We start from the raw sequence: 25502 nt of genomic DNA, 5'->3' as shown, positions 1-25502 counted from the left end.
ACCATGCTGCTGCGGGCCATTCTCAGCCATTACCGTCGTCACCCCCTGCAGTTACTGGCTCTGTGGGCAATTCTCACCCTCGCGACGGCGTTATGGTCCGGTGTGTGGACGCTGACCACCCAGGCCCGGGACAGCATGACGGTGGGGGACCGCCAGCTGGCCGGGCAGCAGTTGCTGGTGCGTCAGGATGGGGCCGCCGTCACGGTTGAAGACTTTTCCGAACTGCGTCGACAGGGGCTCTGTGTGGTGCCGTGGCTGGAGGTCAGTACCGGCGAGGGAGGCGCCCGGGTTATCGGTGTGGATCCCCTGGCGATGGGTTGTGCCGACAGCACCCGTTCCGGCCCCGTGCCGGTACTGGACGGTGAACCCTTTGTGGATATGGCCGAAGCGGCCCGGCTGGCCCGGCAGCAACCTTCCGTGCTGCGGCTCTACCTGGCACAGGATACCGACGGTCTGCCCGGGGGTTGGCAACGGCAGCCTGACCCGTCCGCACTGGATACCGGCGAACTGGCCGACAGTTTCCTGCTTAACCTGAACGCACTGGCGGTACTGGTCGTACTGGTGTCGGCGCTGCTGATCCGCAGCGTGTACACCCTGGGGCTGGCCCAGCGTCGCCATGGACTGAAACTGCTGGAGCGCTACGGTGTTCAGAGGCGCCGGCTGCGTCGTTACCTGCTGCTGGAGCTGGGCGCCCTGGCCCTGCTGGGGGCGGTGCCCGGTTTCGGCCTCGGGCTCGTGCTGGCCGAGGTTTTGGGTTCCGGCTTCGGGGTGGCCCTGGAGAGCCTGTTTGACGCCAGCCTGCTGGCAACCCCCCGCACGGGCACCGGTTTTCTGGTCACACTGGGCGTGATGATGCTGGTGGTGCTCTGGTGCGGTCTCGATCTCTTGAGGAACCAGGAAAATCGGGACGGGCACCGGTGGCAGGTGCCCGTGGCAGCTGGCTGCCTGATTGGGGGCGTCGCATTGGTGCTGGGGGCGGATTCGCTGCTTGCCGCGTTTGTGGCAACCGCATTGCTGCTGGCCGGCGCAGGGCTCGTCACCCCCTGGCTCCTGCAGCGCCTGGTGGCGCCCCACCGCGATGCGCCACCCCTGCGCCTGTGGCGCCGCCGGGAGCTGGGTGTGCTGGTGCGCCGGCTGGCCCTGCCGCTGGTTGCCCTGCAGTTGGCGGCGGGAACGGTGATTGCCGTCCATGCGCTGGTGCATACCTTCGAAGGCACCTTCAATCAGTGGCTCGACCAGCGTCTGGCTGGCGACCTTTTTATAGAGGTTCCCGATGGGAAGGCGGTTTCCGCAGTCGTGCCGGTACTCTCACAAAGCCACCTGGTGGCCGGCTGGCACCAGGTGCTGCGGGGGCAGGTTGGGCTGTCAGCAAATGGAACAACCCGCACGCTGGATCTGATGGCGACTGACACCCGCTCGCCCCTGGTTCGGGGATGGTCTCTGCTCGATGCTGTGAACTCGCCCTGGCAGGCCGTCAGTGAAGGTGCCGTGCTGGTGAACGAGCAACTGGCGAGGCGTCAGGGCCTGTCACCGGGCGGCGCATTGGCCATCGTCCTTGACGGTGAGCGCCGGAAGGTAACCGTGGCCGGCATTTACGCAGACTACGGGCGTCCGGCCGGAGAGGTGCTGATGGATATGGACTTCCTGCCGTCAGGCTACACGCCCGGCTTTCGTTCACTCACGATAACGCTGCCTGTTAACAACGGCAGTGGCCAGGGCCCGCTGGTGGCTGCACTGGAGCAGGCCTGGCAGGTGGACAGCCTGCAGGTTCGGGATAACGAAACCGTGCACAGGATTGCCAACCGGATATTTCGCCAGACCTTTGCCCTGACCCGGGCCATCAGCTACCTGACCCTCGGTCTGGCGGTGGCCGCGCTGCTGCTGACTGGCTGGGTGGTCCTGGGGGCCCGGCAGTGGTATTACCAGCTGCTGACGATATGGGGACTGACCGGAAGGGCCTGGTTCCGGGTCATTTTCATGCTGGCGACCGAACTGATGCTGGTGGTCTGGGCCGCGGCGGTGCCGGTGGGCATCGCGCTGACCTGGGTGCTGGTGCAGCGGATCAACCCACTGGCGTTTGGCTGGTCACTGCCCATGGCCGTCTACCCCGGTTTCTGGCTGGAACTGATGGCCCTGCTGGTCCTGGCGGCGCTGAGCGTTGCGGGAGCCTTCTATCTGAAAAGGCCGGCCACCGGAGTGGCGCCGGTTCTGGTAACGGGAGGCGAGCGATGACATCGATCCGGACGGTTGTGTTGGTTGTCATCCCGCTGATCCTTGCCAGTGTTGCCGGCTGTTCCGGCGAGCCGCCGGAACGTGGTTTCGCCGGGCTGGCCGAAGAGGGGCAGGACGAGGGCTTCCGGCAACCAGCGCAGGGAGATCGAATCCGCCTGCCAGCGGACTGGGGGGCTCATCCGGACTACCGGATCGAATGGTGGTACCTGACTGCCAACCTGACTACGGCCGATGGCCAGCCCCTGGGGCTACAGTGGACCCAGTTCCGGCAGGGCCTCGAGCCCCGGTCGCCGGAGACCCCGGCCCCGGATGCGACTCTCTGGCCGCTGCAGTCCGCCTGGATGGCCCACGGGGCGGTGTCCTTTGACGGCCAACACTGGTTCGACGAACGGTTCGCCCGTGGTGACATTGGCCAGGCCGGCGCGATGGCGGCCCCGCTCCGGGTCTGGCTGGACCACTGGCAGCTAACAGAGTCTGCGGATCGCACGTGGCAGCTGTCCGCATCGGGCAACGGCTGGTCCTATGATCTCAGGCTGACGCCGGGAGACGCGGTGGTGCGGCACGGAAACAAGGGCTTCAGCGCCAAGACGGCGGACGGGCAGGGCTCCATGTATTTCAGCCTGACGGATATTGCGATCGAGGGCGAGGTGGTCCTGGACGGGCAGAGCCATTCGGTCAGCGGCCCGGGCTGGCTGGACCGGGAGTGGAGCAGTCAGTTCCTGCGCTCCGATCAGCGGGGCTGGGACTGGTTCGCCCTGCGCCTGGACGACGGCGGCCGGCTGATGCTGTTTCAGGTGGGTGACGGGGACGACGCTTTCCGCTCCGGGACCTGGATCGACCCCCGGGGGCAGGTCCACAGTCTGGCCCCGGACCAGATCAGGCTGGAGCGAACCGGATATCGGAATACCGGGCGAGGGCGGGTGCCGGTGCGCTGGCGTGTGGAGGTGCCCTCCCGGTCACTGGCTCTGGAGATACAGGCGCCTTCGGGTGAGTACTGGAACGATGGTCTTTACCCCTACTGGGAAAGCCCGGTATCTGTTAGCGGAAGTGCCTCTGGCCATGGCTATATGGAACTGACCGGTTACGACAGGAACTGATTTCCCGCTTTTCATGGCATGGTGCAGGGAGTGCATCCATGGATGCGGCAGGGTTCCTGGGTTAGGATTCAGGTAATGCCAAGCGATAAACTCATACCGAGGAAGGATGGTTATGGAAATCAAGACCTATGAAGAGCTGATCGACTGGGTGAGGAATATGCACGCACTTCTGGCGAGAACCCTCGAAGAGGGCGCCGTCGGAAATCGCAATGAACAGGCGCGTGCGCTGCTGAACTACCTCGCCGGCCATGAGAAGGAACTGGAACGGATAACCCAGGAGTTCGAACGCCAGGCCGCCCCCAATACCCTTCATACCCGGCTCTATGATTATCTCACCCGAAGCCCCATGAGAGTCCCGGACCCGAGAGACAGCCATTTCTCCTCCCTCGGCTTTGAAGACATCTGCAAGGAAATTTTTGCCTTTCATGATCGCATCATCGAAATATACCGGAGTCTCGCGGAGCAGACCGGCATACCGGAAACCCATGAGCTGGTGAAGTCGCTGCTGGAGATGGAAGAGCACGAGGCTATGCGTCTGGCGCGGCAGGTGGCTAGCAGCCAGGACATGTGACGCAACAGCGGCAATCGTCGTAGCGGGGTCGTAGTACGGTGTTCATCCTGCATCTTGCCCGGGCAGTCGTCTTTTGCCTGCTGGTTCTGCTGATTACCCTGATCGGTATCGGTCCCATGCTGTTCATGGGGCTGGTAAAGGCCCTGGTGCCTTTCAGGCCGCTGCAGCGAGCCTGTTCAGTGGGGGTCATGTGGATCGCCGAGACCTGGGCGGAGGGCCTCAAATGGCTGTTCCGCCTGCTGACGCCCACAATCTGGGATATTCGCAGTGATGTAGACCTGGGCCGGGACCAGCCCTACCTGATCATCTGCAATCACCAGTCCTGGGTGGATATTCCGGCTTTGGTGGAAGCGTTCAATCGCCAGACACCGTTCTTCAAGTTTTTCCTCAAGAAGGAACTGATCTGGGTTCCGCTGATCGGACTGGCGTTCTGGGCCCTGGACTACCCGTTCATGAAGCGCTACAGCAAGGCGCATCTGGCAAAACACCCGGAAGACCGGGGCAAGGACCTGGAAATCACCCGCCAGGCCTGCGAGAAGTTCCATAACCTGCCGGTGACCGTAGTGAACTTCCTGGAAGGCACCCGGTTCACCCCGGCCAAGCACCGTCAGCAGGGCTCTCCCTACCGGCATCTGCTCAAACCCAAATCCGGTGGCGTCGCCTTTGTGATGGCCGCCCTGGGGGGTCAGATGCATGCCCTGCTGGATGTGACCATCGTGTATCCGGAGGGGCGTATCCCGGGGTTCTGGCATCTGATCAGCGGGCAGGTGTCCCGGGTGGTGGTGGATATCCGGCGGCGCACGGTACCCGCTGAACTGTTTGCCGGTGACTACGCCAACGATCCTGCCTTCCGGGAAGTCTTCCAGGCCTGGGTCAGCCGCCTCTGGGCCGAGAAAGATGAGCGTATCGAGCAGCTGCGCCGGGAAGAAGCCGCCCGCTGAACGGGGGACACTAGTTCAGGTTGATCAGGCCCCGTATAAGGGCCGCCAGTCCCGCAGCGGCCGCGACGCCCAGGATAATGGGCCGGAGGGCCTCGAAGGGCAATCGGTTGACCAGGCCGGCGGACAGCCAGAAACCAACGAATACCCCCGGCATGGTGGCGACGAACAGCCACAGCTCCGTCACCCCCAGATAACCGGAAGCGATCAGGGTGGCCAGCACAAAGACGTTGGCAAACAGGAAAAAGGCCGACAGGTTGGCCCGCACCATCGGGCCCTTCTCGTTCTGGTAGATCATCGCAATGGGAGGCCCGCCCACTGCGGTAATGGTGCCCATATAGGTGGAAGCCAGGCCGGCAATAATGCTGTTGCAGGGGTTAAGGCGGGGTTTCAGCCCGGCCACACCGAGAATGACGGCCAGCAGGATCAGGGTTCCGAAGATCAGTTCAAAGCCCTGGGCGGTGATCACCAGCAGGGTGCCACCAGCCAGGGCAGCGCCTGCCAGGCCGCCGCCAATGGCGTAGCGCACTTCCCGTACCTGCAGGGCGGTGCGGTTGCGCATGAGCATCAGGATAGTCAGTATTCCGGCATTGAGCGTCAGCGGCGCAGGTATGAATGCCGGCGAAATCAGGAACAGCAAGGGTGCCGCCAGGGTCCCGATCCCATAGCCGGCGACTCCCTGCAGGCAGGAGCCGGCCAGGATCACCAGGTTAGCCAGGAGGATGTGGTAAAGCGTGATATCGGTTGGCACGGCGGGCCTGTCCTTGCGACGGTTATCGTTAAGAAGCAGGCAGTTATAACACACGGCAAAATAGGTAGCTATTGGCCTGGCACGGTTACCATCAGTGGTCAGGCCCGCAACCGGCGAATGAGGAAACCCTTTATGTCCGAGATGCCAGGGTGCCCCTGTGGAAGCGGCTACCCCTATCAGGACTGTTGTCGTCGATACCACCAGGGCGTCGAAGTTGCGCCGACGCCGGAGGCGCTGATGCGCTCCCGGTACACCGCCTTCGTGCTGAAGCTCACGGGCTACCTGCTGAGCACCTGGCACCCGGATACCCGGCCGGCGTCTTTGCCGCTGGATGACTCGCCGGACTGGACAGCTCTCCAGGTCTTGTCTTCCGGCGAGCAAGGGAACAGGGGGCAGGTGCATTTCAGGGCGGTCTACCGGCTATCGGGTAGCTTTGGCTATCTCGAGGAAGCGTCAGACTTTGTTCGTGAGGATGGACGCTGGTTCTACGTCAGCGGCGAGACCCGTGAGGGTCATCTTGACCCCGGCCGCAATGACCGTTGCCCCTGTGGCAGTGGCCGCAAGTTCAAGGCCTGTTGCCTGAACCGACAGCGCTGAGACTCTCGAGGGTTTATCGTAGGAATGGCAGATGGTTCAAGCGGAAGGTCAGCGATGAAACAGTCCATTACCGGTTACCACCAGGATGAAGAGGGGTACTGGGTGGCCCAGTTGGCCTGCGGCCACAACCAGCACGTGCGTCACCAGCCGCCCTGGGTGAACCGACCCTGGGTGGTAACGGCGGAAGGCCGGCAGGGGATGCTGGGGTTTCGTCTGAACTGTGTGAAGTGCGAGGAGGGCGCGCCTCCGGACGATCGCCCTCCTGCTGGAACCCCGGGCTAGTCAGTCTTCCAGAGCCTGGAGTACGGCCTTGGCCGCACCCTCAGAGGAGGCCGGGTTCTGGCCGGTGACCAGGTTGCCATCCACTACGATATGGGGCGCCCAGTCATCTCCGCGGCTGTAGTTGCCACCCTTTTCCCTGAGCATGTCTTCCACCAGGAAGGGCACCACATTGGTCAGGCCAACGGCTTCCTCTTCGCTGTTACTGAAGCCGGTCACGCCCCGCCCGCGGACAAACCAGTCGCCGTTGGGGGACTCCGGGTGCCGGAAGATGGCTGGCGCATGGCAAACCGCGCCGATGACCTTGCCGGCCTTATTGGCCTCTTCCAGCAGGCGGATAGAGTCGCGATCTTCAGCCAGGTCCCACAGTGGACCGTGGCCACCCGGGTAGAAGACGGCGTCAAACTCATGCACGTTGACGTCGCAGAGCTTTTTGGTGCTCGCCAGGGCCTGGCGACCTTGCTCGTCCTCGCTGAACCGGCGAGTGCTGTCAGTGAGTGTGTCTTCTGCTTCACTGTTGGGGTCCACCGGAGGCTGTCCTCCCTTGGGTGAAGCGAGGGTGATGTCGGCCCCGGCATCGCGGAACACGTAGTAGGGCGCGGTGAATTCCTCAAGCCAGAAGCCGGTCTTGTGTCCGGTGTCTCCCATTGCGCTATGGGATGTCAGTACCATCAGAACCTTCATGTGTGCCTCCCGTTTGAGAGTGAAATGTGGCGACGTCGGTCAGCCGGGCGTCGCCGTAATCGCTTACCGCGTCTTACCCTGTGGATTGGTACGCCAGGCCCCGATTACAACCCGGATTGCTCAGTTTTAACCGTTTCGTTCACCTCGGTGATACAGCGGCCGCAGGCATATCGACGCTCATAGCGCCTATCCGCCCAGCCTTCATAAATGTGTCTGGAGAGGGGACGGATCAGTGGCCAGCTCAGCGGTCGGAAGAGCCAGCCCATGGAGGTGTGGGACCAGGCACGCACGGTGGCCTCCAGCCCTGTGAACCACTGGCCTTCACTGGTCACAAGGTGCAGGCGCCGAAGCAGGGCCTCTCGTCCGGGGGCCAGGGGACCGTCATCCGGTTGGTGGTGAATGTCGACGAAACCGAGGTTGCCTTGCTCCAGTCGCTTGAGGGTCTCGATCTCCTTCCGGCATAGCGGGCACTGGCCGTCGTAGAACAGGATGTCCATAGTGGGATGTCGCTCTGGTTCAGGGGTGCCGGGCACCGGACGTTGCATCCAGGGATTTACGATCGGCGTGGCGGTCAGATCACCCCCCTGTGCGCTGGTTCCGCGCGGGCCGTTGGTGCTTGCCGGCTCATCCCGGTAAGCTGTCGAACGAGTTTTCAGGGAGAGCCTTATGAAACACAAGGAAAAGGAATGCACCTGGGCGCCAGGGATGCAGGATACGGATGTCACCTTCGCCGGGGATCATACCTGGGCGACCATCATGCGGGCCCGCAGTGATGAAGGAAGCACCTCGGGCCGGGCCCGTTGGCTGGTGCTGGCGGCCGGGCTGGTGGCCCTCGGGGCCACATTCTGGTGGTGGCTGGCCTGAGTCGCGCCCCCGGCGTTCAGGCCAGCTTCAGTACTGGTGGGTGGGCCAGGATGGTTTTCCGGGCCCGCTGCTTGTCCATGTGCAGCTCGTCAGCCAGTGCTGCCAGCGTTGGAGGCAGTCGATGTTCCCTGCGATTTTCAGCCAGCGTGGCCAGCAGTGTCAGCTGGACATGGCGATCCTGGAACCGGCCGTAGCGTTTCTGCAGCTCCCTGAGTTCGTTCAACAGATCCGGATAGCCCCGGGCATCCAGCTCCGCCAGGTACCGAAGCCGTTTCAGGGCCTTGCGTACCTCATGAAAGGGCTCATCCGGTGAGTCTGGGGCCAGCTGGTGGAACAGCTGACGGCAGTGTCTGGCCCGGATCGTTACCGTGTCGTGGATCGCTTCCGGTGTCAGCTTGTTCAGTGGCCGTGACAGTGTCTTTCCTGTGACAACGCCCTCCCAGGCTGCAAGGGACTTACGCCAGCCTTTTCCCTGCAACTGTTGGCAAAGCTGCTGGTGGCATTCATCCTGCCACTGCCTGAAAAAGTCACCGCCACCGGAGGCTCTCAGGGACTGCCGTAACCGGCGGTCCTCCAGGGAGCGGGCTTCCAGCTCCGGCAGGAATACATCCAGGTCCCGCAAGGTGCTGGTCTCGCGAGCCATGCTCTTCAGGGGAGTCAGTGCTTTTTTCAGGTGTTCATCGCCGGTGATGATGGACACTGCCTCGGTAATCGCCCGGCTCCTTCGCAGGGCGATACGGAACTGATGCAGGAATTCCGGGTCGATGCCCGCCACCACACCCGGCTGGGTAGCCCGCAATCGCTCCAGCAGATGGTGCAGGGTTGCCGGGATCTGCCTGCGCAGATCCCGGCCCTGGTCCGGGGGTGACGGGGCCTTGCGCTGGAACAGCTCGTAGCTTGCCAGTTTCGGGGGCAGGTAGGTCACGACCTTGGCCTGCCCCTTGCGGGTCTTTGCCCAACTTTCTGTGGACAGCTCCAGGTGCAGCACGGACCCGGTGGCCATGTCCGGTGCCTCCTCTCCCGTCAACAGGCCTGCCAGGTCTGAAAGGGCGGGGTTGTGGCCGATGATGGTCAGGCAGTCAGGGTTGCCCGGCAGTCGCCGGATCCATCGCAGCAGCCGTTTATGACGAAAGGTGTAGAGGTCCGGTTCAAAGTGAACCCGGCCGACCAGCTGCCGCTCCGCCAGCAGGTCCAGCAGCCCCTCGATGGTCTGGCGGGCGCGGCAGGCCTGGCTGACATGCACTTCCCCGTCCAGCGCGCCCATTGCCCTGAGGGGGCGCGCCATGGCCTGTAGTTGCCGGTGGCCCCGTTTGTTCAGAGGGCGATCCAGGTCGCTGAGCGATGCATCGCTCCAGCTGGATTTGCCATGTCGGATCAGGAACAGCTGTTTCATCGACATCCCCAATGTGCATTGGCCGGCCCGGGAGGCTATTATTACCCGGTCATACCAGTCTGCCATGGCTTTCGGCCAGCGGGCTGGTAGTTCAATCAACCTATAATAAAATCACTGCTGGAAGTAACCATTATGACATTACGCTCCAAGCTGACGGCAGCAGCGCTGCTTCTGGGCCTTTCCTTTGCCGGAAGCCAGGCTGTCGCCGAAGAAACCTATACGCTCAAACTGGCAGAAACCTGGGGACCAAACTACCCGATTCTGGGGGACACCAACCGCAGCCTGAAGGCCATGGTTGAAAAGATGTCCGAGGGTCGCATCAAGATCCGCATCGACTCCTCCAACAAGCACAAGGCGCCTTTTGGTATCTTCGACATGGTCAAGGCCGGTCAGTATGACATCGGCCATACCGCGTCCTACTACTACAAGGGCAAGATTCCCAACAGCATGTTCTTTACCACCGTGCCCTTCGGCATGACCGCGCCGGAGCAGTACGCCTGGTTCTATTACGGTGAAGGTTTCGACCTGGCCCAGGAGGTCTACGGCGAACACAACATGCTGTCCTTCCCCGGTGGTAATACCGGTGTCCAGATGGGTGGCTGGTTCCGTGACGAGATCGAGTCCCTGGACGACCTGGAGGGCCTGAAAATGCGTACGCCAGGCTTTGCCGGTGAAGTGATGTCCGATATCGGCGTTGCTGTCACCAACATCCCTCCGGGTGAGCTGTTTACCGCCCTGGAGCGGGGTACCATTGACGCCCTCGAGTGGGTTGGTCCGGCGCTGGATCTGCCCATGGGCTTCCACCAGATTGCCGATTACTACTACGGTGGCTGGCAGGAGCCGTCTGCAGAACTGCAGTGGCTGATCAACAAGGACACCTGGAACAAGCTGCCGGAAGACCTGCAGGAAGTACTCCGCGTGGCCATGCGTACCGCTGCCTATGACATGTACATCCAGACCATGCACGAAAGTGGCAAGGCCTGGAACAGCATTCAGGAAGAGTATCCGAACGTGAAGTTCCGTACCTTCCCGGATGAGGTCATGGAAGCGCTGCGTGCCTCTACCAAGAAGCTGCTGGCCGAAATGGCCGAGGAAGACCCGCTCACCAAGAAGATCATTGATTCCCAGCGTGAGTACCTGGAGCAGATCCGTCCCTGGACCAACATCTCCGACCGGGCGTATCTGAACAACTCGGACGTCGAGTAAGTCTGAGTGTGCTTCGGGCACCGGCCAGCGGGCCGGTGCCTGGAAACAACAAACCCCGCCTTGAGCGGGGTTTGTTGTTTCTACAGGTTGCTAATGCGGGTCAGGCAGCCTTGCTGCGCCGACGGGCAAACCGCAGGCCGATCAGGCCAAGGCCAAGAAGGGCCAGAGAGCCGGGTTCAGGTACAGGTACCTCTGCCATTCTCACGAACAGTGAGAGGTGCGAAAGGTCCGGAGTCTGTCCGCCGTTGTTGGTAAAGTTGATATCAAATGTACCGCTGCCTGAAGTGTCAGTATCGGAGAAGGTGATCCCTTCAAAAAGATAGGACGCGTACCGGTCGGAACCTTTCAGGATAGCGACAAAGTCCAGTGCAATTGGCAGGCCCGGAGAGCCGACTTCGGTCCAGCTAAGGCCCCAGTCGCCTGACTCCGTATTGAGATCAGCGTCGAGCGTAAACTGAACGCCGCCTACGGTGCCTGTTGTGTTGCCCCCGTCTTTTACCAGGTAGTCAAACACTCCCCAGTCATTTGAGAACGTTGCGCCTGCGTTATAGTCAGGGTTTCCGGAGACGACGCCATAGCAATCGCTGGCGTTGCCGCTCTCCCAGGTCATATCGCTGGTGGACAGTCCGTCGGCGTGCGGGTCGCCGGCGGAACAATAAGTGGGCGCCGCGCTGACCGCTGCCGAAAAAGACATGCCTGCCAGTACCGCTGAGGCGAGAAACGATGTTGTTAACAGTTTTCTGTTCATTGAATTTACACTCCCTTGAGCATTAACACCGCTCAGCATGGGCCCGCCATACAACGAGTCGGGGCTGGGCGTTCAGAACCATTGTTGCGTAAAGCCACTACCAGATGGTGGTACAGCAAAGGTTCCTTTCTACAGTGATAGCAACTATCGGGCCACTACTGGGTGTTAAGGGTTTTGTTTTAAAAAACAGGGAGAAAGATGCCTGTGAAAATCTTGCGTTTCTGCCGCGTGTAAATATTTCCGACACTTTAGTCACCTCGCCGATCAACTGCGGTTGCACCGTGTCTCAGGCTCATTGTCGATGGTGCCGGCGATGCTGATATCCTCAGCGGCGCGGTGTTTTCAGAGTGGAGCGCGGGTTATTCTGTATCCGGCCAACAAACACAATGATCAGGAGAATAGGCATGAGCAAAAGACTGGACGGCAAAGTCGCCATCATCACCGGTGGCACCAGCGGTATCGGGGAGGCTACGGCCCGCCGTTTTGTGGAAGAGGGTGCCCGGGTTGTGATTGCGGGACGCAGCGTGGAGAAGGGCGAGAAGCTGGCTGAGGCGCTGGGTGGAAACGCTTTTTTTATGAAAGCGGACGTCATGAAAGAGGGCGATATCGAAGCGTTGGTAGACCGTACCGTTGAGCAATTCGGTCGGCTGGACTGCCTGTTCAACAATGCCGGCGCCGGCGACCGCACAACGCTGGACTCGGTCACTGAGGACGAGTTCAGCCACATCATGCGGCTGCTCACCGGAAGCGTGGTCTTCGGTATCAAGCACGCCGCCCGGGTCATGCGGGGACAGGGATCCGGCTGCATCATCAACAACTCCAGTATTGCAGCCCATCGCCTGGGGCAGGGGGGCTACCTGTACTCCGGTGCCAAGGCGGCGGTCAGCCACCTGACGCGGCTGGCCGGCGTAGAGCTGGGGCCTGAAGGCATCCGGGTGAACGCGATTTCACCGGGGGCGGTGGCAACGCCCATCTTCTGGGGCGGCTCGGAGAGGGCCAACACGCTGAGCGACGAGGAAAACCAGGCCAAGATGGAAAAGCTTGAGAAGAACCTGGCGAAGGCAACGCCGCTCCCCCGGGCAGGGCTGGCACTGGATATTGCCAACGCCGCGGTGTTTCTGGCCAGTGATGAGGGTTCATTTATCAACAGCCACGACCTGGTGGTAGATGGTGGCCGGATATCCATGTTCAATGAAAAAACAGGCTGATCTGTCACGGCAAGGCAGGGGAGGCGCAAAGCCTCCTGAAAGGTATGTAAAGAAAACCGACAGTCGGTCCCGGGGCTGCCGGGACCGGCTCAGCCGGGCTCCGGCGGCAGTAGTCGGTATACCCAGGCCAGTGTGCCGTCTGCCAGCACCATCCTTACCCGCTCATAGCGAATCCCGAGCCTTTCATATCGATCGAGGCGGGCCAGTTCATCCGGGCTGACCCGGATCAGCTGTCCCTGTACCGTGGCCCCCGGTTCAGGCCGTATGTCCAGGGCTTCTTTCCGGTAGCCCCTGAGAGTGGCCGGCTCTGATTCCCCTGCACGGCCCATCACGATATAACGGATCCAGGGTTGCTGCAGGGTGCCAAAAACGAAGACCTTGTGGTCCTGAGATCCGTCTATCGGCAACAGGGAGTCCGGTGGTTTATATCCGTACGGGCTGAGCATGGCGAACCACAGGTAAAAGAGCAGCGCCAGGAAGCTGACAAGAAATGTCGACAGCATGACCAGCAAGACAAGTTTTATCCGCTGGTATGCCGTGCGTTGCCTGGCCATCCGGTCTCCGATCAGTCCCGGTTTTCGAGGTTGGCCCGCATTCTGAGCGTCACCAGCACCGTATTCAGGTGAGGTACCGGAATGCCGTGGCGCTCGGCAATGGCCACCACGTTGCCCAGCACCGCGTCCCGTTCGATGGGGCGGCCGTTGAGGTAGTCCAGGGCCATGCTGTTCTTGTAGGGGGGCATCTTGCGGGTGCCTTCGATGTTCTGCTCGATCACATCGTCATCCATGGGGTAGCCTTCGGCTTCGGCCACGGTCATCACTTCACGGATCATGTTGCGGATCAGCTGTTCGCCGCCCTCGGTGTCCAGGATGGTGCGGGTGTCAGCGCCGTTGGCGATCACGGAGAGCGGGTTGAAGGGGGTGTTCCACAGGCACTTGCGCCAGCGTTCGCCCACCACCTGTTCCGTGAGGTCAATGTTAATGCCGCCGTCAATAAACAGCTGTGACAGCTCCCGGCAGCTGTCGTCGATACCTTCCGGATAGCGGCCCATGACCAGCTTGCCATAGGCCTTGTGTTCGACCACCCCGGGCTCGGTGCGGCTGGCGGCGATAAACGCCAGGCAGCTGATAATTGGGTTGTCCGGGTATGCGTCCGCCAGTTCCCGCTCGATATCCAGGCCGTTTTCGATCAGTACCAGGCGGGTGTTGGCGCCCATCCAGGGACGGACCAGCGCCGCGCGATCCACACCGGGGAGCACCTTCACACAAAGGATCAGGTAGTCCGGGGTCTCTTCCGGCTTGTCGCCGTCACGGTAGACGTGGTCCGGCTGGTATGACAGGTCTCCAAGGGGGCTGGAGATGCGGATGCCATTGGCCTTCACCGCGTCGTATTCCGACCGCAATACTGTGCTGACCTTGCAGCCGGCCTTCTTGAGGATGGCGCCGTAAAAACTGCCGATGGCGCCGGCGCCAACGATCAGGATGCTGGGTTTGTCACTCATGGAATGGGTTGCTCCTTGTTCTAACGGCGGACCGGGGCTGCACCCAGGTGTGCGCCGCCGTCGATCAGAATGGTTTCGCCTGTGGTCAGGTCGCCGCCGATGATCAGTCCCAGGCAGACGTCTGCCACGCTTTCCGGTGAGGCCGTGTCATGCAGGGGGGCGGCGCCTTTGGTTTTCTCCAGCAGGGCGCTGTACTTGTCCTCTCCAAGGCCCTTCTTCAGCCACTCGCCCTGGACAAAGCCGGGGCATACGGCGTTGACCCTGACTTCCGGCCCCATCACCCGGGCCAGGGAGCGGGTCATGGTGACCAGTGCGCCCTTGGAGGCGGCGTAGGCAATGGAGCTGCCGATGCCTGCCAGGCCGGCGATGGAGGCCATATTGATGATGTGGCCGGAGCCGTTGGCCCGCAGGGCCTTCTCTGCAGCACGGGTCATCTGGTAGGGGCCGACGGCGTTAACGGCGTAGAGGTCCAGGAAGTCCTGCTTGTCCAGGCCGTCCAGGTTGTTGTGATCGCAGAACTTGGTGTTACCGGCGTTGTTGATGAGAATATCAACCCGGCCGAATTTCTCCAGGGTGGCATCCACCAGCGCCCTGCAATCGGTATCTTCGGCCACATTGGCCTTGCAGACGAGGGTTTGTACCCCATGCTTTTCGCAGTCGGAGGCGACAGCGCGGGCGCCATCCTCGTTGTTGCTGTAGTTGATCACCACATGGCAGCCGTGCTCTGCAAACAGGCGGGCGATGGCGGCACCGATACCGGACGATGAGCCGGTTACGATGGCGACGGAGTCTTTGAGTTTCATGGCATGTCCCTTCTTGTGGTTGTTGGTTTGAATAGAGGGGGCAGCAGGGTTCATCCGTGAATGCTGAAAACGGTATCTTCTCTCGTTCTGCGGAACACATCAATCGCTGTATGTGCGTTGTGGCGTTGTCCGGCAGTATCAGGACCGCCCTGAAACGACAAGAGCCGGTAAATACCGGCTCTTGTCGGCGGGGTGGTCAGTACCCTGCGGAGGCGCTCAGGCCAAACCATTCCGGCATGAGCAGCAGGGCAACAACCACTGCGATCTGGATCAGGATGAAAGGCACCACACCCCGATAGATCTGGGTGGTTGCCACACCCGGTGGTGCCACCCCTTTCAGATAGAACAGACTGAACCCGAAGGGAGGGGTCAGGAAGCTGGTCTGCAGGTTCATGGCGATCAGGATGGCGAACCACAGCATGTTGATGCCGAGCAATTCGGCAATGGGTGCCAGGATGGGCACCACGATAAACGAGATCTCCACGAAGTCGATGAAAAAACCGAGGAACAGGATGATCAGCATCGCGAGGATCAGGAAACCCCACTTTTCGCCCGGCAGGGCCAGCATCCACTCTTCCAGCAGGTAGTCACCGCCGGTGTAGCTGAACACCATGGAGAAGGCCGTCGCGCCCACCAGGATGGCGAACACCATGGCGGTGACCTTGACGGTATCCTTCGCGGAGTCCCAGATGATCTGCCAGGAAAACTGGCGATACAGCAGGGCAAGGATGACCGCGCCCACGCCACCCAGCGCTGAGGATTCCGTTGGTGTGGCGACGCCGGCGAAGATGGAACCCAGCACCACGACAATCAGCGCCAGGGGCGGGATTACCGCCAGCAGCGCCTTGCGTACTTCCTGGGCCCGGGACTGGCTTTCATCCCGGGGCATGGCTGGCGCAATTTCCGGCTTGAGGAAGGCCATGATCAGGATGTAGGCCACATAAAGCCCGATCAGAATCAGCCCGGGCACAACGGCGGCCTTGAACAGGTCACCCACCGGCAGGCCCATCACATCCCCGAGGATGATCAGGATAATGGAAGGTGGAATGATCTGCCCCAGGGTGCCGGAGGCGCAGATAGTCCCTGTGGCCAGTTCGGTCTTGTAGCCGTGATGGAGCATGACCGGCAGGGAGATGAGGCCCATGGCAACCACACTGGCACCCACCACACCGGTGGAAGCGGCGAGCAGGGCACCTACCAGGATGGTGGAAATGGCCAGGCCGCCACGCACGCCGCCGAACAGCTTGCCCATGGACTCCAGCAACTGTTCCGCCAGCTTGGTGCGCTGCAGTACCAGGCCCATAAAGATAAACAGTGGTACCGCCATGAGCGTGGTGTTTTCCATAATGCTCATGATGCGGTAAGGCATGAAGGCGAACAGGCTGGGCCCTTCAGCAATCAGCCCGAAAAGTAGTGCCACGCCGCCAAAGGTAAACGCTACCGGGAAGCCCCACAGCAGCATCAGCAGGCACACGCCGAACATAATAATACCGATCATGCGAGGCCTCCGGCGCTGTGTTCGCTGTTGGTGTAATGGGCGTCATGTTTCAGCACGCGAATGGCGTAGGTCACCATATTGATGCCGGCGATGGCCGTGAAAAAGGATGAGAAGGAGATCAGGCTTTTGATGATCCATCGGAAGGGCAGCCCGCCCGGGTCACCACTGCTTTCGCCCAGTCGGTAGGACTCGACAGCGAAGTCGATGCCCAGCCAGGCGATAAAGGCGGCAAACGGAATCACCAGCAGCAGGGCCCCGATCAGGTTGACCCAGGCCTTGAAGGTCTCGCTCCAGCGAGCGTACAGAACGTCAACACGGACATGTCCGTCAGTACGCAGGGCGTAGGGGATGCCCATCAGGAACACCACCGAATAAAGGTGCCATTCCATCTCCTGCATGCCGATGGACACGTCTCTGAACACGTACCGTGCCACCACATCGTAGAATACGTTGAGCGTCAGCAGTATGAACGCCACACTGGCAATCCAGCCACAGATATATGCTATGCGTCCTAGCCCGTTATCGATCAGTCTGAGCCATCGCATGATGAGTCCTCGTGCTCCGGGAATACGGCCACCCGGTGTGCGGTTCGGGGCAGGCCTGTGGAAAAAACGCCGGTAGTTTACGCGAACGCGGTGTCTTTTTCACAAACTTCCCCCCCAAAGATGAGAACGCCGGAGCCTCTCGGGGAGACTCCGGCGCCAGGCATGACAACCCCGTGTCTGCCTTGTCTCGTTGCCTAGTCCACCTCGGCCATGTTGTTGAGGTAGGCACGGTCGGCAATGTCGATGTAGGCGCGGGCGTCCTTCAGGTATTTCTCCTGGGACTCGATGATCTTGGCGGCCAGTTCGTCGCCCTCGGCAGCTTCCTTGAGCAACTTCTCGTTGGCTTCCACCATGGCCTGGAACACCTCATCCGGGAAGTTTTTCACCTTCACGTTCGGGTACTCTTCAGTGATGGAGGCCCAGGCCTTGGCATTTTCATGCACGGACTGGATCATCATGTCATAGGCTGCGGTACGCATGGCCACACGGAGAATCTGCTGGAGGTCCTTGGGCAGCTTCTCCCAGACATCCTTGTTGATCAGGAACTGCAGCTCGGTGGCCGGTTCATGCCAGCCGGTGTAGTAGTAATCGGCAATCTGCTGGAAGCCCAGACGCAGGTCCAGGGCCGGACCAACCCACTCCACCGCATCGATGGTGCCGCGCTCAAGAGCGGTGTACAGCTCCCCCGGCGGGATGTTGGTGGGGTTGACACCCACTTCCGCGAAGACTTCGCCGGCAAAGCCCGGAATGCGCATCTTCAGGCCTTCCAGATCTTCCAGGGAATTGATCTCATCACGGAACCAGCCGCCCATCTGGATGCCGGTGTTACCGCCAGGGAAGGACAGCATGTTGTGGGGCTCATAGACTTCCTGCATCAGGTCCATGCCGTCGCCGTAATAGAACCAGGCGTACTGCTCCTGGGCAGTCATGCCGAAGGGCATGCTGGTGAAGAACAGGGTGTTGGGTACCTTGCCTTTCCAGTAGTAGGAAGCGGAGTGCCCCATATCGTACTGGCCGGCCTTGACCATGTCGAAGACACCCAGCGGCGACTTGTGCTTGTTGGCCGAATCGATACGGATACGCAGGCGGCCATCGGACATTTCTTCGGCCATCTTGGCCATGCCCTTGGTGGCTTCACCAAAGATCGGGAAATTCGGGCCCCAGGTTTCTGCCAGGCGCAGGGTGAACTTCTCCTGGGCGGTGGCGAGTGGGGAGGCAATCAGGGCAGACAGCGCTACCGCCGCAGCGGCGCTTTTGAATAACGAACGACGTTTCATGATGCGCGTTCCTCTGTTTGTTGTTTTTCAGGATGGCGAACGTTTGATCCCCACCGCGGGAAGGGACCTGCATTCTTACGCGGTAAACGTAGCATGGATTAGGTGAAGGGTGAATTAATTCAAGGCCCTACCTAGACTTTGGTCGTACACCGGGTGTCCGGTCCCTTCGCTCCGGCGACCTATTGCGTCACGGTGGACTGCCTGAACTGCTTTGCCGACCACACCGCAATGCCCTGGGTATTGAGGTTGATGTCCATGCCCAGGGCCTGCTCCAACGCCTCATCATCCAGTTGGCAGCCATGCTGTTGCAGCCTGCGGGCAAACAGCGCCTTGAGGTCAGCGCGGATACCCCGGGTGTCCGGCTTCTCGGCCTGGTACCTGCGACCAATAGCCGCATAGGTGTCCAGATCGCCATGGAGCTGGGTCGCCAGGTCGTCAATGGCAGTAACCTCACTGAAGTGGGTGAGGTAAATGGCGCGGGGCCTGAGGGAGCAGAGCCGGTCCACGGATTCGTGGGCTTTATCAGGGTCGAACTGCACGGGGGTGGCGGCGGGAAAGATAAAAGCACCGTTGTCGGTATCCAGCGACCGATAGGAGATGCCGAAGGTATCACCGGAAAAGACCACGCCGGCGGTTCCGTCATGGATACAGTAGTGATGCAGGGCATGTCCTGGCGTATCCAGGAAGGTCAGGGTGCGTTTGCCCAGGGATAGGGTGTCGCCATCGTGAACTTCCAGGATGCGCTCCGCAGGAACCGGTATCAGTTCTCCGTAGTGCCGTTTCATGGTCTCGGTCCCGTAGACCTGGCGAGCCCCTTCGTACAGGGCGGCGGGGTCGATCATGTGCCGGGCGCCCCGGGGGTGTACCACCAGGGTGGCCCGGGGCAGTTCCTGCATGATCTTCCCGGCCCCACCGGCATGGTCCAGGTGGACATGGGTAATACAGATGTAGCGCACCTGGTCCCGGTCGATCTTCAGTTTGTCGAGGGCGGCCAGCAGTATGGGGATGGAGAAGTTGCTGCCCACGTCCACAAACGCGGCCTCGCCGCTGTCAACGATCAGGTGGCTGGCGTCCATCATCTGGCTGCCGGCGAACTCGGTATCAATGGCATAGATGCCATGGTCAAACGGGATGATTGTGGGGGCTTCAGCGCTCATGGGCCTTCCGTTTCTTGTTCTTTGTCACTGGTTTCCTGGGCACAAACCCCGGCCGGTTCAGGCCGGGTTTGCAGGTTTACGGTTTACTCAATCTCCACCTGTTCTGCAACCTGCTCCCGCAGCGACTTCTTCAGGATCTTGCCAACACCATTGCGGGGCATGGCATCCATGAAGACCACCTTGCGGGGCGTTTTGTACTTCGCCAGGCGCTCCTGGCAAAAGGCGAGGAGCTCCTCCTCGGTGATATCGGTGTCCGGATTGCGCACTACGACAGCGACCACTTCCTCGCCCATGCGCTCCGACGGAACACCCACGACGGCGACTTCGGCCACGGCGGGGTGACGTGAAATCAGCTCCTCCAGATCCCGGGGGTAGATGTTGAAGCCGCCACGAAGAATCAGGTCCTTCTTGCGATCGACAATGTAAAGGTAGCCTTCCTCGTCCAGTCGGGCCACGTCGCCGGTATGCAGCCAGCCATCTTTCAGGGCCGTCCGAGTGGCTTCCTCGTTGTTGTAGTAGCCGGGGGTAATGTTCTCGCCCCGCACCAGCAGTTCACCTACTTCGCCCACCGCCAGCGGGTTGCCCCGTTCGTCGGCAATTCGCAGTTCCACACCGGGGAAGGCGCGGCCGACCGATCCGGCCTTGACGGGCTCGCCCTTGCGGTGGGCGGAGACCGTGGGTGCCGCCTCGGACAGGCCGTAACCTTCGTAGATCTCGGCATTGAATCGCTTGCGGAAGGCTTCGATCAGCGAGACCGGTAGGGGAGCGGACCCGGAACCCACCGATTCCAGTGAGGAGACGTCGTACTCCTCGACCTCCGGGGCGGTGGTCAGGGCATAGATCATGGCCGGTACCGCACTGAATGCCGTCACCTTGTATTTCTGGATGGCCTCGCACACTTCCCGCACATCAAACTTGGGCAGAATAACCACGCTGCTACCACGCAGGAACAGGGTGTTGGCCATGGTAAAACCGTAGATGTGCGCCAGGGGCAGTACGCCTATGGTGGTGCCGGGTTCGTCGCCGGCTTCCTCGGCCAGTTGTACGGCGGAGGCTGCGTTGCTGTACAGGTTGCGGTGGGTGAGCATCACCCCCTTGGGCTGACCGGTGGTGCCGGAGGTGAACAGGATAACGGCAACGTCGTCTTCCTTGATGGGCGGTATCTCGATTTCGGGGCCGGCAGCGGCCATCAGTGAGCACAGGCTATTACAGGGTATGCCGGCGTTGGGGCTGGGCTGGTTCTGGGCGATGCCCGCCACCACCAGTTTCGGTGGTGTCTCCATGCCGGAGGTTGCCTGCTCGATAGACGGCAGTATGGCCTGGCTGGTGATGACGGCACTGGCGCCGGAGGCCTGCAGGATAAAGCCGATCTCCCGCGGGTGAAGCACAAACATTACCGGCAGAACAATGGCGCCGGCGCGGAGGACGGCCTGATAGGCGATGAAAACCTCCGGGCTGTTGGGCATGCACACCACCACCCGGTCGCCGGGTTTGACCCCCAGGTTATGCAGGCCGTTGGCCAGGCGGTTGGCGCTGTCCTGAAGTTCCAGGTTGGTGACTTCCCGCTCGCCGGCGTACAGCATGGTGTATTCGCCAAAGCGTTCGAGGCTCTGTTCCGGCAAATCAGTGAGGATCATTGTTATTGTTCCTTCGTTATTGATGAGACGAATTGTCGAGGCGTTTCTCTCGGAGCGTAGGGTCACCTTACAACAAAGTCTCGCGGGGACGGAACCTTTCCTGACACCTGTCAGGCAGGTTGCGGCCGTTTGCGTTCCTCTGCCGGTGGTGATTGCATCCGGGCCATGGGGTATAGCCCGATCAGATAGAGCAGGGCCATGAGGGCGAAGGCATCCTGGTAGCCGGGGAAGGCCTCGGGAACGCCGAGCGAAGCCGTCCACAGGGTATTCTCTTGCAATAGAATGGCGGACAGGCTGACCCCGAGGGAACCACCGAACTGCCGGGCAAAACTGATCAGCCCGGTGGCCTGGTTGATCATCTCCTGGGGTACGATGCTCACCGCGCCGATCACCACCGGGGGCATGGTCATCGCCAGCCCCACGCGGCCGAGCGCGGCCATCATGGCAATCAGTACCAGTGACATATCGGCCCGGGCTTCGCTCAGCACAATGCTGGATACGGCAAACAGCACCAGGCCGACGGCCACCAGCAGCTTGGGCAGTACCCGGTCGGTCAGCCGGCCAATGATCGGAAACGAGAAAGCCATGGCCAGTCCGGCGGGCATCAGCAGCATGCCGGCGGCAGAAGCGGATTCCCCCATGGCGGTCTGTACCAGCATGGGCAGCAGGTACACCGAGCCAAACAGTCCGGCCCCGGTCAGAATGGCGACCAGAAACGCGGGCGTGAAACCGGTATGGCGGAAGATGCGCAGGGCCAGCAGGGGCGACTGGCTGCGCAGCTGGTGCAGGGTGAACCCTGTAAACAGGGCAGCGGCAGCGAACAGTCCCAGAATGACCGGCAGGCTGCCCCAGCCCAGGTGGGGACCTTCCGACAGGCCCCACAACAGCGCTACCATCCAGCCGGAGAGCAATAGCAGCCCGACGCCGTCAAGGCGACGGTGCACCGGGGGGGTGCTGGACGGCCGCGACAGAAAGGTGCTGCCGAGCCAGAACGCGGCAATACAAAAGGGCAGTACCACCAGGAATACCGAACGCCAGGACCACCAGTCTACCAGCACGCCACCCACCACCGGGCCGACCGTGGGCCCGAGTACCACGCCCATGGCGTACAGACCCATGGCCTGGCCCCGCTGGTGCACGGGGAATACCGCATAGAGCATCAGCATGGCGAGGGGCTGCACCATGCCGGCAATGAGCCCCTGCAGCACCCTCACCACGATCAACATGCCGAAATTCATTGCCAGGCCGCCAGCCACGGCCGCCACTACGAACACCACCAGTGCGCCCATATAGGTGGTACGGGGACCAAAACGGTCCACCATCCACACATTGAGCAGCATGCCAATGGCCATGCTGGCGAGGAAAGCGGTGACCAGCCATTGCCCCATGGTATGGCTGACCGAGAAGGTTGCCATGATGTCGGGCAGGGCCACGTTCACGATGGTGGAGGACAATGACATGGTCATGGTGCCGATCATGACCGTGATCATCACCCACCATTTATAGCGCTGTCCGTAGCGCTCCTGAAGCTGTTCCATGGAGGTCGGCATGGGCCTCGTTACCCCTTGCGGGCGCGGCCACGTTCCATCACGGCCTGGCGGCGACGTTCGATGTCATCCGGTGTGACCTTGTCGTTCTCTATGGAGGAAAACAGGGTTTCGTAGTTCAGTGCGTCGTCCATGGACAGGTTGGCGCCATGTTCAATCAGGTGGCGATATTTTGCCAGGAAGGGTGGCTCCACCACGGTCATGTCATCTGCAAGTGCCAGTGCCTCATCCATCAGCTTGTCTGCGGGCACTACCCGGTTGACCAGGCCCCACTGGCAGGCGGTTTCTGCATTCAGGAATCGCCCGGTGAACGACAGTTCCTTGGCCCGGGACTGGCCGATGATGCGCTGCAGTTTCTGGGACAGTCCCCAGCCCGGCATGATGCCGACCAGGGCGTGGGTATCGGCAAAGCGGGCATTTTCAGAAGCAATCAGGACATCGCAGGCCAGGGCAACCTCGAAGCCCCCGGTAATGGCAACACCATTGATGGCGCCGACCACCGGCTTGCCGCAGCTGCGAATGGCGGTCACCGGGTTGGACCGGGGGTCCTGGTCAGTGGCGGCGTTCATGCCGCTGGTATCGGAGCCGAGTTCCTTCAGGTCCAGACCGGCGGTAAAGGCCTTCTGCCCGGCGCCGGTGAACACGACAACCCGGATGCTGTTGTCGCCCCGGACTTCCTGCATGACATCGTACAGACGCTTGCGCAGTTCACCGGAAAGGGCGTTCATGGCATCTGGACGGTTGAGGGTCACTACGGCGACGCCGTTATCGTGTTTTTCCAGAAGCACGGAATTACTCATCGTTTCGTTCCTTGTGGGGTTTGTTATTGGATTGTTGCGTATTCGTTATGATGCTAAGCGGATCAGTTTGCCACTTGTGCGACCGTTCGCAAAGTCGGGAATGCGTTTGGGGAACGGATTACGGGTTTATGGCGTTAGTGGAATCAATGTCGTAATTCGTGACCTGTATCCGTGATTGCCGGGTTTAACCCGCCCGGGACTCTGATAAATTGAGACACCCAGTGAAAAGGTCCCGAAATAACGACAAATGCAGTAAGGGGGCAGTATGCAGGAACGTCGGAGCCGGCAGCGTTTACCATCGATCCGGGTCAGTGCCCGGGTGGGAATCAGGCGGGGGTTATTTGGCCGGGACTGGTTGACGGTGCGGGTGCTGGATTTCAGCGAACGGGGCGTGGCTTTTACCGGTGATGTGCCCCTGACCCAGGGGGACAACTTCCAGATGAGCCTGCGACTGACCACCGAAACCGGGGATTTTGTCGTGGAAAAGGCCTCGGCCGCTGTGGCCAATGTCCGCGATCTGTCCGAACGAAGGATCTATGGCGCCCACTTCAGCGAAGACAACCCGGATGCTACCCGTCGAAGTATCGACCAGATTGAAGGCATCGTAAAACGCTACAAGGAGCTGAGCACCCGCATCTTTCGCCACCGTGAGGATCGCAAGGCAGTGTGACGGGCGCAGGCTTTTACCGCACCCGTCAGCCACCGGTCAGTGCCAGATATTACTGTCGATTTTCTCGTGCAGTTCCGGGTAATCCTTTGACTTGAAATGTGGGACTTCGCCGGCCTTGCGCTGGGCGAGGTAATCCTTTGTCAGCTTGACCACCGTTCCCGACAGCAACACGATGGCAATCAGGTTGATGGTGGCCATTAGCCCCATGGAGGCATCGGCGGTGTTGAACACCGTCACCACTGCCTCGTAACCGCCCCAGACCACCATGCCCAGGGCTGCAACCCTGAGCAGGCCGATACCCAGGTTGTTACCTCCGCCCAGGAAAACCACCGCATTTTCGGCGTAGGTGTAGTTGGCCACAATCGACGTGAAAGCGAAGAACAGGATGGCGATGGCAATGAAGTAACCCCCGGCTTCGCCAATGTGAGCCTCCATGGCGGCCTGGGTAAGGCGGGTTCCGGTCAGTTCGGAGTCCGGCCCCATGACCCCGGAAAGCAGGATCATCACCGCCGTGGCGGTACAGATGATAATGGTATCGATGAATACGCCAAATGCCTGTACCAGTCCCTGGGAAGACGGGTGGTGGGGGGCGGGCGTGGCGGTGGCGGCGATGTTGGGAGCACTGCCCATCCCTGCCTCGTTGGAGAAAAGTCCCCGCTTGATACCGTTGAGCATGGCTGCGGTGATGGAGCCGGTGGCGCCACCCACGGCCTCTTCAAGGCCCAGGGCGCTTTTCACGATGGCCAGCAGAACGCCTGGCACTTCGGTGATATTCCAGGCCATGATGCCCAGGGCAACCAGTACATAGGCCCCAGCCATGAAGGGCACCACAAACTCCGCAAAGCGCACGATCGAACGCAGCCCGCCAAAAATGACAATGCCCGCAAAAATGGCCACCGCAATGCCCATCCACAACTTGGGCACTCCGAAAGCGCCTTCCATGGCATCTGCGATGGAGTTGGCCTGCACGGCGTTGAACACCAGTCCGAAGGACAGAATCAGGCAGATGGCAAATATCACTGCTGCCCAGGGGGCGTTCAGGCCCTTACTGATATACACGGACGGGCCGCCACGGTATTGCCCCTTGCCATCGCGGACCTTGTAGAGCTGGGCCAGGGTGCTTTCCGCATAACCGGTGGCCATACCCACCAGGGCCACCATCCACATCCAGAAAATAGCGCCGGCGCCCCCCAGATAGAGGGCTACCGCAACGCCAGCGAGGTTACCGGTGCCCACCCGGGAGGCCAGACTGGTGCACAGCGCCTGAAACGGCGAAATGCCGTGCACGTCACTTTCCCGCGATCCCCGGATCGCCCGGATCATCTCATTGAAGTTGATGAACTGCAGAAAGCCCAGGCGAATGGTGTAGAAAATGCCCACGGCCAGCAGGCCGTAGACTAGAACGTAGCCCCACAGGATGTTGTTCAGGAAGTCCACAATGGCAGTCATAGGGAGGTTGCTCCGGCAGACAGGTTCGAAGAAAGCGGTTTGGAGAGAAA

26 protein-coding genes are annotated in these 25502 nt (G+C 61.1%); 10 read left to right on the top strand and 16 right to left on the bottom strand.

Translation table 11 applies throughout. The features are described 5' to 3' along the window. The first annotated feature begins 3 nt into the window (after positions 1–3). The 4 genes from ACESMZ_RS07945 to ACESMZ_RS07930 all read left to right on the top strand — a co-directional run bounded on the left by ACESMZ_RS07945 (position 4) and on the right by ACESMZ_RS07930 (position 4841). Positions 4–2232, top strand: a complete 2229-nt coding sequence (locus ACESMZ_RS07945) for an FtsX-like permease family protein (RefSeq protein ID WP_372957711.1) — start codon at positions 4–6, stop codon at positions 2230–2232. Continuing rightward, complete coding sequence (locus ACESMZ_RS07940) at positions 2229–3329, top strand: lipocalin-like domain-containing protein (RefSeq protein ID WP_372957712.1); 1101 nt, start codon at positions 2229–2231, stop codon at positions 3327–3329. The genes ACESMZ_RS07945 and ACESMZ_RS07940 overlap by 4 nt, the downstream gene beginning before the upstream one ends. 112 nt (positions 3330–3441) lie before the next feature. Further along, on the top strand, positions 3442–3900 hold the full coding sequence (locus ACESMZ_RS07935) for an ATPase (RefSeq protein WP_372957713.1): 459 nt from the start codon (positions 3442–3444) through the stop codon (positions 3898–3900). Positions 3901–3944: 44 nt separating this feature from the next. Next, the gene (locus tag ACESMZ_RS07930; RefSeq protein WP_372972469.1) at positions 3945–4841 is read left to right on the top strand and encodes an acyltransferase; all 897 of its coding nucleotides are present in this window, start codon (positions 3945–3947) and stop codon (positions 4839–4841) included. Positions 4842–4851: 10 nt separating this feature from the next. On the opposite strand, the gene ACESMZ_RS07925 is transcribed toward ACESMZ_RS07930, so the two are convergent. Then, positions 4852–5589: a sulfite exporter TauE/SafE family protein gene (locus tag ACESMZ_RS07925; protein ID WP_372972459.1), complete on the bottom strand. Its 738-nt coding sequence runs from the start codon at positions 5587–5589 to the stop codon at positions 4852–4854. A gap of 132 nt (positions 5590–5721) precedes the next feature. Between ACESMZ_RS07925 and ACESMZ_RS07920 the strand changes: the two genes are divergently transcribed. Next, the gene (locus ACESMZ_RS07920) at positions 5722–6186 is read left to right on the top strand and encodes a YchJ family protein (RefSeq protein WP_372972458.1); all 465 of its coding nucleotides are present in this window, start codon (positions 5722–5724) and stop codon (positions 6184–6186) included. A 24-nt stretch (positions 6187–6210) separates the two neighbouring features. Beyond that, positions 6211–6468 carry a DUF3565 domain-containing protein gene (locus ACESMZ_RS07915; protein WP_372972457.1) on the top strand — a complete coding sequence of 86 codons (258 nt, stop codon included), beginning with the start codon at positions 6211–6213 and terminating at the stop codon, positions 6466–6468. Here ACESMZ_RS07915 and ACESMZ_RS07910 read toward each other — a convergent pair whose 3' ends face one another. Both ACESMZ_RS07910 and ACESMZ_RS07905 read right to left on the bottom strand, forming a co-directional pair. Beyond that, positions 6469–7149, bottom strand: coding sequence for a type 1 glutamine amidotransferase domain-containing protein (locus ACESMZ_RS07910; RefSeq protein ID WP_372972456.1), 681 nt, complete (start codon positions 7147–7149; stop codon positions 6469–6471). A gap of 104 nt (positions 7150–7253) precedes the next feature. Next, complete coding sequence (locus ACESMZ_RS07905) at positions 7254–7646, bottom strand: thiol-disulfide oxidoreductase DCC family protein (protein WP_372972455.1); 393 nt, start codon at positions 7644–7646, stop codon at positions 7254–7256. A 169-nt stretch (positions 7647–7815) separates the two neighbouring features. On the opposite strand from ACESMZ_RS07905, the gene ACESMZ_RS07900 reads away from it, so the two are divergent. Next, a complete protein-coding gene (locus ACESMZ_RS07900) occupies positions 7816–8013 on the top strand; it encodes a hypothetical protein (RefSeq protein WP_372972454.1) in 198 nt (65 codons plus the stop codon). 16 nt (positions 8014–8029) lie between these two features. Here the strand turns inward: ACESMZ_RS07900 and ACESMZ_RS07895 are convergent, their stop codons facing one another. Beyond that, positions 8030–9406: a CHAD domain-containing protein gene (locus ACESMZ_RS07895; protein WP_372972453.1), complete on the bottom strand. Its 1377-nt coding sequence runs from the start codon at positions 9404–9406 to the stop codon at positions 8030–8032. Positions 9407–9538: 132 nt separating this feature from the next. Between ACESMZ_RS07895 and ACESMZ_RS07890 the strand changes: the two genes are divergently transcribed. Next, the gene (locus ACESMZ_RS07890) at positions 9539–10612 is read left to right on the top strand and encodes a TRAP transporter substrate-binding protein (protein ID WP_372957720.1); all 1074 of its coding nucleotides are present in this window, start codon (positions 9539–9541) and stop codon (positions 10610–10612) included. A 100-nt stretch (positions 10613–10712) separates the two neighbouring features. Here ACESMZ_RS07890 and ACESMZ_RS07885 read toward each other — a convergent pair whose 3' ends face one another. Then, a complete protein-coding gene (locus tag ACESMZ_RS07885; RefSeq protein ID WP_372957721.1) occupies positions 10713–11360 on the bottom strand; it encodes a PEP-CTERM sorting domain-containing protein in 648 nt (215 codons plus the stop codon). 404 nt (positions 11361–11764) lie between these two features. On the opposite strand from ACESMZ_RS07885, the gene ACESMZ_RS07880 reads away from it, so the two are divergent. Continuing rightward, positions 11765–12568 carry an SDR family NAD(P)-dependent oxidoreductase gene (locus ACESMZ_RS07880; RefSeq protein WP_372957722.1) on the top strand — a complete coding sequence of 268 codons (804 nt, stop codon included), beginning with the start codon at positions 11765–11767 and terminating at the stop codon, positions 12566–12568. Between the two features lie 89 nt (positions 12569–12657). On the opposite strand, the gene ACESMZ_RS07875 is transcribed toward ACESMZ_RS07880, so the two are convergent. The 10 genes from ACESMZ_RS07875 to ACESMZ_RS07830 form a co-directional block, all read right to left on the bottom strand. After that, on the bottom strand, positions 12658–13122 hold the full coding sequence (locus ACESMZ_RS07875) for a gamma-glutamylcyclotransferase family protein (RefSeq protein ID WP_372957723.1): 465 nt from the start codon (positions 13120–13122) through the stop codon (positions 12658–12660). A gap of 11 nt (positions 13123–13133) precedes the next feature. Beyond that, positions 13134–14069: a ketopantoate reductase family protein gene (locus ACESMZ_RS07870; protein ID WP_372957724.1), complete on the bottom strand. Its 936-nt coding sequence runs from the start codon at positions 14067–14069 to the stop codon at positions 13134–13136. Positions 14070–14089: 20 nt separating this feature from the next. After that, the gene (locus tag ACESMZ_RS07865; protein WP_372972452.1) at positions 14090–14872 is read right to left on the bottom strand and encodes an SDR family NAD(P)-dependent oxidoreductase; all 783 of its coding nucleotides are present in this window, start codon (positions 14870–14872) and stop codon (positions 14090–14092) included. Positions 14873–15068: 196 nt separating this feature from the next. Further along, positions 15069–16370: a TRAP transporter large permease subunit gene (locus tag ACESMZ_RS07860; protein ID WP_372957726.1), complete on the bottom strand. Its 1302-nt coding sequence runs from the start codon at positions 16368–16370 to the stop codon at positions 15069–15071. Then, positions 16367–16915, bottom strand: coding sequence for a TRAP transporter small permease subunit (locus tag ACESMZ_RS07855; protein WP_372957727.1), 549 nt, complete (start codon positions 16913–16915; stop codon positions 16367–16369). The genes ACESMZ_RS07860 and ACESMZ_RS07855 overlap by 4 nt, the downstream gene beginning before the upstream one ends. 194 nt (positions 16916–17109) lie before the next feature. Continuing rightward, positions 17110–18192 (bottom strand): TRAP transporter substrate-binding protein, encoded by a 1083-nt coding sequence (locus ACESMZ_RS07850; protein WP_372957728.1) that lies wholly within the window; start codon positions 18190–18192, stop codon positions 17110–17112. Between the two features lie 179 nt (positions 18193–18371). After that, complete coding sequence (locus ACESMZ_RS07845) at positions 18372–19349, bottom strand: MBL fold metallo-hydrolase (protein WP_372972451.1); 978 nt, start codon at positions 19347–19349, stop codon at positions 18372–18374. 83 nt (positions 19350–19432) lie between these two features. Beyond that, entirely contained in the window at positions 19433–20986 is a 1554-nt protein-coding gene (locus tag ACESMZ_RS07840; protein WP_372972450.1) for a class I adenylate-forming enzyme family protein, read from the bottom strand. Between the two features lie 110 nt (positions 20987–21096). Continuing rightward, positions 21097–22536 (bottom strand): DHA2 family efflux MFS transporter permease subunit, encoded by a 1440-nt coding sequence (locus ACESMZ_RS07835; protein ID WP_372958451.1) that lies wholly within the window; start codon positions 22534–22536, stop codon positions 21097–21099. 8 nt (positions 22537–22544) lie between these two features. Beyond that, positions 22545–23333, bottom strand: a complete 789-nt coding sequence (locus ACESMZ_RS07830) for an enoyl-CoA hydratase (RefSeq protein ID WP_372958450.1) — start codon at positions 23331–23333, stop codon at positions 22545–22547. Positions 23334–23598: 265 nt separating this feature from the next. Between ACESMZ_RS07830 and ACESMZ_RS07825 the strand changes: the two genes are divergently transcribed. Further along, positions 23599–24003, top strand: coding sequence for a PilZ domain-containing protein (locus ACESMZ_RS07825; protein ID WP_372958449.1), 405 nt, complete (start codon positions 23599–23601; stop codon positions 24001–24003). A gap of 36 nt (positions 24004–24039) precedes the next feature. Here ACESMZ_RS07825 and ACESMZ_RS07820 read toward each other — a convergent pair whose 3' ends face one another. Then, on the bottom strand, positions 24040–25452 hold the full coding sequence (locus tag ACESMZ_RS07820; protein ID WP_372958448.1) for an alanine/glycine:cation symporter family protein: 1413 nt from the start codon (positions 25450–25452) through the stop codon (positions 24040–24042). Between the last annotated feature and the right edge of the window lie 50 nt (positions 25453–25502).

This window comes from Marinobacter sp. (assembly GCF_041690615.1).
Lineage (GTDB): Bacteria > Pseudomonadota > Gammaproteobacteria > Pseudomonadales > Oleiphilaceae > Marinobacter.
Note: the sequence above shows the minus strand (reverse complement) of the source record. Positions and strands in the feature narration are given on the sequence as shown.